General features: G+C 60.8%; 9 protein-coding genes. 4 read left to right on the forward strand and 5 right to left on the reverse strand.

Going from position 1 to position 8,371, the window contains the following annotated elements:
• Positions 1–18: 18 nt before the first annotated feature.
• Positions 19–498 carry a hypothetical protein gene (locus P792_RS24190; protein ID WP_152530146.1) on the reverse strand — a complete coding sequence of 160 codons (480 nt, stop codon included), beginning with the start codon at positions 496–498 and terminating at the stop codon, positions 19–21.
• 13 nt (positions 499–511) lie between these two features.
• Positions 512–1,144, reverse strand: coding sequence for an NUDIX hydrolase (locus tag P792_RS24195; protein ID WP_023977864.1), 633 nt, complete (start codon positions 1,142–1,144; stop codon positions 512–514).
• Between the two features lie 263 nt (positions 1,145–1,407).
• Between P792_RS24195 and mtnA the strand changes: the two genes are divergently transcribed.
• The 4 genes from mtnA (at position 1,408) to P792_RS24215 (ending at position 5,361) form a co-directional block, all read left to right on the forward strand.
• The gene (gene mtnA, locus P792_RS24200; RefSeq protein WP_023977865.1) at positions 1,408–2,511 is read left to right on the forward strand and encodes an S-methyl-5-thioribose-1-phosphate isomerase; all 1,104 of its coding nucleotides are present in this window, start codon (positions 1,408–1,410) and stop codon (positions 2,509–2,511) included.
• 229 nt (positions 2,512–2,740) lie between these two features.
• Positions 2,741–3,613, forward strand: coding sequence for a DUF2272 domain-containing protein (locus P792_RS24205; RefSeq protein WP_031240175.1), 873 nt, complete (start codon positions 2,741–2,743; stop codon positions 3,611–3,613).
• A 3-nt stretch (positions 3,614–3,616) separates the two neighbouring features.
• Entirely contained in the window at positions 3,617–4,891 is a 1,275-nt protein-coding gene (locus tag P792_RS24210; protein ID WP_023977867.1) for an adenosylmethionine--8-amino-7-oxononanoate transaminase, read from the forward strand.
• Positions 4,888–5,361 (forward strand): nuclear transport factor 2 family protein, encoded by a 474-nt coding sequence (locus P792_RS24215; protein ID WP_023977868.1) that lies wholly within the window; start codon positions 4,888–4,890, stop codon positions 5,359–5,361. Before P792_RS24210 ends, P792_RS24215 begins: the two co-directional genes overlap by 4 nt.
• A 120-nt stretch (positions 5,362–5,481) precedes the next feature.
• Here the strand turns inward: P792_RS24215 and P792_RS24220 are convergent, their stop codons facing one another.
• The 3 genes from P792_RS24220 to P792_RS38305 form a co-directional block, all read right to left on the reverse strand.
• Complete coding sequence (locus P792_RS24220) at positions 5,482–6,507, reverse strand: WD40 repeat domain-containing protein (RefSeq protein ID WP_081866718.1); 1,026 nt, start codon at positions 6,505–6,507, stop codon at positions 5,482–5,484.
• A gap of 5 nt (positions 6,508–6,512) precedes the next feature.
• On the reverse strand, positions 6,513–7,475 hold the full coding sequence (locus tag P792_RS24225; RefSeq protein WP_051395805.1) for a GTP-binding protein: 963 nt from the start codon (positions 7,473–7,475) through the stop codon (positions 6,513–6,515).
• Between the two features lie 14 nt (positions 7,476–7,489).
• Positions 7,490–8,371: O-antigen ligase (locus P792_RS38305; protein ID WP_023977871.1), on the reverse strand; the 882-nt coding region annotated here is incomplete at its 5' end.

Raw genomic sequence — 8,371 nt, forward strand, 5'->3', positions numbered from 1 at the left:
GCGGTGTCCCGGTTCACCTTATTTTGCATAACGACCCACAGGACATGCATGGGGCCCGTCATCGAGGTCTTCCAGAAAGCGTCGTCGCAGCCAGAAAGAGACCGTGAACACTCTCACATGCTGCATGAGCTCCTGACGCTGGCGCGGACGACGGGCCCCATGCATGTCCTGTGGGTCGTTATGCAAAATAAGGTGAACCGGGACACCGCACCCCCGCAACGCACGCGCCAGAGCCGGTCGGTTATGCACCTCCACCAGATCGGGTCGATGCCGTCTGATCTCACGCTGGCAGGCAATCCGATAGCGCGTGCCATCACGGCGCCAGCGATGCAGCCCGCCCGGTTCGGTCACGGCGATGAACTGGCCACCCGGCAAAGGTGAACCGGTGATTTCGGTACCAATCACGATATCTTCCGGGGACGCCAGACGGGAAACCAGAAGCGCGATGGCCCCTGCACGGTCGGGCGCATAGCCCTCCCGGCGGGGAAGAATGGTCATGACCTTCATGGCGTCAGTCGTAATCCGTCGCCAGATCCGGCTGGTCGTAATGATCGAACATGCGGCGAAGCTGATGGGGGAGGAGCCGTGTCAGGGAAAGATCATCCGGCAGGTTGTCACGGTTGAACCAGCCGATCCCCGAGGTTTCAAGGTTGTCGATGGTGGGGGTGCCGCCTGTCAGACGACACAGATAGAACACCTTGGCACAGGAAAAGACGTCAGGCGGGTGGCCCTGTCTGTTGCGGTCCCAAAGAGCGGCCAGCTTGATGATTTCCGCGCTGTACCCGCTCTCTTCCATGACTTCCTTGAGCGTGTTTTCAGCCGTGGTGAAATTCACATCCGCCCAGCCGCCAGGCAGGGTCCAGCGATCCTGATCGATAGCTTCGCGTACCATCAGGATCTCGCCTGCCGCGTTGAATACCGCGCCACGGACATCGATCTTGGGGGTGGCGTAGCCTTTTTCATTCGTGAACAGGGCAAGCACTGTCTCGGGTGTGTTCTGGCCCAGCGCGGCGATCATGGACGATGCGAGCACGCGCAACTGCTCGTACCGCTCGCGATCATAGGGATTCTGGCAGAAGGTGAGTCCGTTCTGGGCGATCGCCTGTACGTCCCGTGCCCAGGTCAGCCATTGCGGTTCGCTCATATTCCGGTCCTTTTGCCTATGCCCCAATATAGACCGGATCGGCCCGGTCGTAAAACCTTGTTCCCGATCATCAGCGTCGTTCTACAGCTTGTCAGTATCGTGGCAGATTCATGAAAACGCCCGCTGCGTTACAGGAAATAAGGGTGCAGGAACTTGAGTCCTTTCCCCTTATTTGCCACATGCTAGCCCTCTGATCATGACACCGGCTCCCTTGTCAGGAAGCAGTTCCCCCGCATTGCGTGGCTCACAAGACGGATACCCACATGAAAATCAACGGTACGCCCTATCGCAGTGTCTGGCGCGACGCCCAAGACCCGGCTCTCGTGCATATCTTCGACCAGACCAAGCTCCCCTGGACGCTCGATGTTCTCGCCATGCGCGAAGAGGATCAGGTGGCCCATGCCATTCGTACCATGCAGGTGCGCGGCGCTCCCCTGATTGGCGCGGTTGCCGCTTATGGTCTGGCCTTTGCCCTGCAGAAAGACGCATCCGATGCCGGTCTGAAGGACGCCGCAGCGCGTCTGGTCGAGACGCGCCCGACGGCCATCAATCTGCGCTGGGCCATCGAACGCATGGTGGCGCATCTTCAGCCTCTGGCGCCTGATGCCCGCGTGAAGGCGGCCTATGAAGAGGCGGATGCGATCTGTGACGAGGATGTGCAGGTCAATGAAGCCATCGGTCGTCATGGGCTTGAGCTGTTTCGTACGCTCTGGGAGAAGCGCCGCCCCGGCCAGGAACGTCTCAATATCCTGACCCATTGCAATGCAGGATGGATTGCCACGGTCGACTGGGGCACAGCCCTGGCCCCGATCTATATGGCCCATGATGCCGGGCTGCCCGTCCATGTGTGGGTGGATGAGACGCGCCCCCGCAATCAGGGCGCATTGCTGACAGCCTGGGAACTGGGGGCGCATGGGGTGCCGCACACGCTGGTCGCGGATAATGCCGGTGGGCATCTGATGCAGCATGGCGAGGTCGATCTGGTGATCGTGGGGACAGATCGCGTGACCCGTCAGGGAGATGTTGCAAACAAGATCGGCACGTATCTCAAGGCCCTGGCGGCTCATGACAATAACGTGCCTTTCTGGGTCGCCCTGCCTTCCTCGACCATCGACTGGCGGGTAACCGATGGTGTGAAGGAAATCCCGATCGAGGAGCGTTCGGGCGAGGAGGTGACCTATGTTCACGGCATTGATGAGCAGGGTCAGGCTGCCCGCGTGCGCGTCACCCCCCGAATCACCAAGGCCGCCAATCCGGCCTTTGATGTCACCCCGGCCCGACTGGTTTCAGGGCTGATTACTGAGCGTGGCCGCTGTGAGGCGACTGCCGAGGCTCTTGCTTCCCTGTTCCCTGACCAGGCTGGCTGAAGCCCCGGCAGCTTCTTGCAAGCCAGTCACCAAGGCATGACGAGGGCGGCACTTGACCGGAGCGCCGCTCTCGTTCCTATCTCGCTGTAATGAACCGGCGCTGTTCGGCGCTCGTTGCGCATACAGGGAGAAGAATCACATCATGGGCGCCGGACTGTTTTCTTTACGATCATATGCGCAGAATACCCTTGCCGGGCAGAGCCGGGTTGTCGGCGCTCTTGGTGCGCTCATGCTGCTTTCAGGGTGCGCGTCGACTGCGGTTCAGAATGCAGCGCAACATCCGGCCCAGACGCCTATGGCGCAATATGCCAACGGGCGTGTCGGGGCCTATGGCTATGATGGCCATGTGCCCGACTTCGCCTCGCGCAATTTCGTGCCGTTCAACCGTCAGGATGTTGTGGCGATCGCCATGCGCGAATGGCGCATGTTCGGCAACCCTGTCAGCGATGACGATCCTGAGGATCGTCCCGAGCCAAGCGCTCCCTCGCTCAAGCCCGAGCGTATTCCGGGCCTCTGGCAGCGTGTGGGCGAGTACTGGTGGATCGGGCAGGACCCCTATGAGACGGAAGTCTCATGGAGCGGCAAATACAATGCAGATGGTCAGCTCTTCCGCCCCGAGAATGACGGGCATTACGCCTGGTCGGCGGCATTCATCTCCTATGTGATGCGCGTGGCTGGTGCGAATGACCGCTTTCCCTATTCGCCCAATCATTCGACCTATATCAATGCCGCCGCTTCTGGACAGTCCACAGGTCTGCGTGCGCAGGACCCGAAAACCTATATTCCCCAGTTGGGTGATCTGCTCTGCGTGGGTCGCGGCAAGAGCCGCAGCGTGACCTTTGCCATGCTGCCAACCTCCTACGGGTTTCCTTCCCATTGCGGCATCGTGGTTGCCACGCATCAGAATGCCCCGCCCTTTGGCAATGAGCTGAGCATCATCGGCGGCAATGTGGATGATACGGTATCCCTGACCCATGTTCCGACCGATTCCAACGGTGCGCTCGCAACCGCCGAGGGTCAGTTCTACGATACGCGCTATCCGTGGTGCGCCGTGCTTCAGGTGCTCTACGATGCCGATCGTGAGCCTGATAGCGGGCAGTAAGGCATGCCATCCGACAAGCCTTCTGCGAGCCCCGTCTGGCTGCCCTATACACAGATGCACACAGCACCTGCGCCGCTCACTGCGGCGCGGACGCAGGACACGCGCATCGTTCTGGAAGATGGCCGCACGCTGGTGGATGGGATCGCCTCGTGGTGGACGGCCTGTCACGGTTATAATCATCCCCATATACGCGCCCGGGTGGCGGCCCAGCTTGATACCATGCCCCATGTCATGCTTGGCGGGCTGGTTCATCGGCCGGTCATGGAGCTGTCAGAGCGTTTGACGGCACTCCTGCCGGGCGATCTCGCCCATTGTTTTTTCACTGACAGCGGTTCGGTGGCCGTCGAAGTGGCCATGAAAATGGCGATCCAGTTCTGGCTCAACCGCGGTGAAAAAGGACGTACGAAGCTGCTCTCCTTTCGCGGGGGCTATCACGGTGACACGCTTGCGACGATGTCGATCTGCGATCCTGAAGAGGGGATGCACAGCCTCTTCAGCGGTGTGTTTCCTGAACAGGTCATTGCTGATTTACCCCTCGATGCAGCACGCTATGAGGCACTCGATCAGCTTCTGACGCATCATGCGGGCAGTATCGCGGCAATCATCACCGAGCCTCTGGTACAGGGTGCTGGTGGTATGGTGTTCCATGCCCCCGAGGTGCTTGCCCGACTACGGCAACTGGCCGACAAACATGGCGTGTTGCTGATACTCGATGAGATTTTCACGGGTTTCGGGCGCACAGGCACCATGTTTGCCTGCGAGCAAGCCGGGATTGTGCCCGATATCATCACCCTCTCCAAAGCCCTGACCGGTGGCACAATGGCTTTGGCAGCAACCGTTGCGCGCCGCCATGTCTATGAGGCGTTTCTGTCCGAATCACCCATGGCCGCGCTCATGCATGGTCCAACTTTCATGGCCAATGCCCTGGCCTGCGCCGCCGCCTGTGCCTCGCTTGATCTTTTCGAGCGTGAGCCGCGCCTGGCTCAGGTCGCCGCGCTTTCGACGATGCTGCGTGACCAGCTGGAGCCCTGTCGCGCTCTGTCTGGCGTGCGCGATGTGCGCGTGCTGGGGGCGATCGGTGTGGTCGAGCTTGAAGCGATCGAGGATATGGCCGGGCTCAAGGCCGCGCTTGTTGCATGTGGCGTCTGGGTCAGGCCGTTTCGCAATATCATCTATCTCACACCAGCCTTCACGATCACCTCAGAGGATCTGGCGTGCCTCACGACGGCGATATTCACTGTTGTGCAGGCGCGGGCGTTCAGAAGGGCAAGTTCATGACCAAAGACCCTGTGGCTCTGGTTCCCCCCTTTACCGCAGAAACGGCGCGGCTGAAGGTACGTCGTGCCGAGGATGCATGGAACAGCCGCAACCCGTCTCAGGTCTCACTGGCGTATAGTGTCGAGAGCCAATGGCGCAATCGCAATGAGTTCCTGCAGGGTCGCCCAGCTATTGTCGCGTTCCTTGAACGCAAATGGGCTGCCGAGCAGGATTACCGGCTGATCAAGGAGCTCTTTGCGTATCAGGATGACCGTATTGCCGTGCGTTTTGCCTATGAGTGGCACGACCCCTCGGGCCAGTGGTTTCGCTCCTACGGGAACGAAAACTGGGTTTTCGACGCACAAGGCCTGATGGCGCAGCGTATGGCGTCGATCAATGATCTTGCCATCAACAGTGCTGATCGGCTGTTCCACTGGCCGCAGGGCCGTCGCCCGGATGATCATCTGTCATTGAGCGAACTCGGCCTGTAGTTCTTAGGAGGTGTGCCTCCCCTTTCGGGCATGCACACCCTTTTTGATCCTGCTCGACTGACAGGTTTCCCAAGGACGTATGTCCTTGGGTGGGGGATGGGGCAAAGCCCCATGAACAGTCTAGCCTGCCGAAGAAAGATCAATGGCGGCAATCACGCCGTCATCCGTACCGAATACCATCGCACCACCCAGCGGGGAAAAGACCAGGCCGGTTACCTTGCCACGTTTGCCAAGGCAGATGGGCAGGATACGCTCGGAGCCGAGTTCGGCGAGAAGCACCGAGCCGTCTTCAAAGCCTGCTGCAATGATATCGTTCTTGGGGTGGGCCGCAACGGCCGAGCAGAACACGCCGGGCAGGCGCGCAAGTTCAGTCGGGGGCTTGCCCATCGGGCCGCCGCCGAAGAATGGCCAGAGCACGATGGCATCGGCGCCTGAGGTCGCAAGCCAGCGCCCGTTACGGGTAAAGGAGAGCGAGGTCACGCGCTTGGGGTAGCCGCTCATGCGCATGTTATGGCTGTCAGACAGGCGCCAGCCATGCAGGTCGTTTTCCTGCATCGCGGTCACGAGGGCCTCGCCAGCCGGATGAATGGCGAGGGTGGTGTGACTGCCCTTCCATTCGAGGGGGCGAACCGTGTCCACTTTCGCGCCAACAAACCACATCGACACGCCGTTATAATGCGACGCGGCGACACGCTTGCCCTTGGCGTCAAAAACGATGCCGGTAACGGTCGAGGGGTGCTCAAGGGTCTTGAGGGTCGTCTCGCCGGAGGCGTTGCGGATCTCAAGCTGCTTGCCGGTCGAAAAGGCCAGATGGTCAGGGGTCGTGGCCACGCAATCCACCCAGCGGCGGCCCTTGTGCAGTTCGCTCACCGTGCCATCGGGCAGGGTGCGGCACAGGCGGTTATCCTCGCCACCGCTGACGAAACCGGCCTTGCCGGTATCGGCAGCGAGGCAGAGCACGGCACCGTCATGAGCCTCGATGCGCTGCCATGTTTCAGGATGCTTGATCCCGGCAACAGGGATCAGGAAGATCTCGCCTTCGACCGTGCCGAGCGCGAAGGTCTGGCCGTCGCGGGCGCAGGCGGCGACGGTAACGGGCGAACCAATGGTCTTTTCCGCGCCGCGTGTGGCGAGGAGTTCAGTCATCTCGCTCATGCGCGGCAGCTTTCAAAGCCACGACGAAGCTGCGGACGGTTGAGGTTGCGACCGATGAAGACGATGCGCGATTCCTTGCTCTCGCCCTCCTTGCCTTTGCCGATATAGTCGCCATCGGCCATCATGTGCACGGCCTGGAACGAAAAGCGCTCATCCTTGCCCGCAAAATGCATGATGCCCTTGGACCGCAGGATATCCGCGCCCTGTTCCTGAAGGATCGCGCCGATCCACGCCTGGAAGCGCTGTTCGTCAAGCGGCTCCTCGACGGCGAAGGACATGCTGGTAACGCCCTCCTCATGCGAGTGCTCGTTGTTCTCAAGGAAGTCCGGCATGGTTTCCAGCGCGCGTTCGAGGTCGAACCCGCCCTGATCGAGCACAGTGCTGAGTGCCACGGCGCTGTGCTGGGCACGATGGATCTGCACGCTGGCATTAATCCAGCGCAGACGCGCCTCGATGGCCTCAAGCCCGGCTTCATCCACAAGATCGGTCTTGTTGAGAATGATCACATCCGCAAACGCCACCTGACGGATCGCCTCGGGGCTTTCGTCCAGCGTCTGGATGACGTTATAGGCGTCCACCACGGTCACGACGGCGTCGAGGCGTGATTTCTCGCGCAGGTTTTCGTCCACGAAAAAGGTTTGGGCCACGGGGGCCGGATCGGCAAGACCGGTGGTCTCGACGATGATACCGTCAAACTTGCCACGACGACGCAGCAGGCTGCCGAGGATACGGATTAGATCGCCGCGTACGGTACAGCAGATGCAACCGTTATTGGTCTCGAACACCTCTTCATCCGCATCGACCACCAGATCGCCATCGACGCCCAGTTCGCCGAACTCATTGACGAGAACGGCATATTTACGCCCGTGCTCGCTCGAGAGGATATGGTTGAGCAGCGTGGTTTTCCCGGCACCGAGAAAGCCGGTGAGAACGGTGACGGGGATCTTGGTCTCGGACATCGGCACTCCGGGTCTTAGCGAGAGGTTACGTTTGGCACAGCATATAGGGTTGCCTTGTCGCGAGGAACAGAGGCGGCCCCCAAGGTCGGGGCCCCCAGGGCCGCTGCCTCGGCCAGTCCGACGCCAAGCAGCATGAAGGCCCATCCGCCAAGAGGCAGGTTGAGGAAGTCACTGGCTGAGGCAAAGGGCCATTCCTGAACGAAGAAGGCCGCGAACAGGCCGATGCGCCAGGCATGATGAGCCCCTTGCACAGGCCAGAGTGCACGCAGGCACGCAAAAACCAGCCCACCGAACAGGAAGAGCCCCGGTAGTCCGGCATTGGTCAGCGCCTGCAGATAGTGATTATGCGCGTGCTGCACACAGATAATCGTGCCGCCGCCATCGCTGGCTGTGCTGAGCCAGGGCAGACCATGCAGATAGGCCGGATTGGCGCAGGCATGACGGAAGGCGTCGTAACCGAGCCCGGTGACGGGATGGGCCTGCGCAATGACAATCGCACGGGTAAAGACCAGACCGTAATGCGACTCCCAGAAATGCGAGAGCTGATGAGCGGCCAGCACGATCAGATGTTGAAAGGCCTGAGGCGCAAGAACGCGCACCAGCAAGACCAGAACGGGCAGACTGAGGGCCCCGACCAGGGCAGCAGGGCGCAAAGGGCGATAGAACAGGGCACAAATGCCGATCCCGAGCGCGGTAAGCGCCATGGGAATACGCTGCCCGGCCAGGACCATAATCCCCAGCACAATAACAGCCAGCCCACTCATGGCCATGAAAACGGGGAGGGTTGTTCTGTGCGGATTGCCGTTGCGCGTTCCCGGGGAGCCTGTGGCAGGTGCCTTGATGGGGCGGGCCATCAGCCAGGCGCAGCCCAGCATCATGACCGGCAGAACCAGACG

The sequence above is a fragment of the Asaia sp. SF2.1 genome (assembly GCF_000505765.1).
Classification (GTDB): Bacteria; Pseudomonadota; Alphaproteobacteria; order Acetobacterales; family Acetobacteraceae; genus Asaia; species Asaia bogorensis.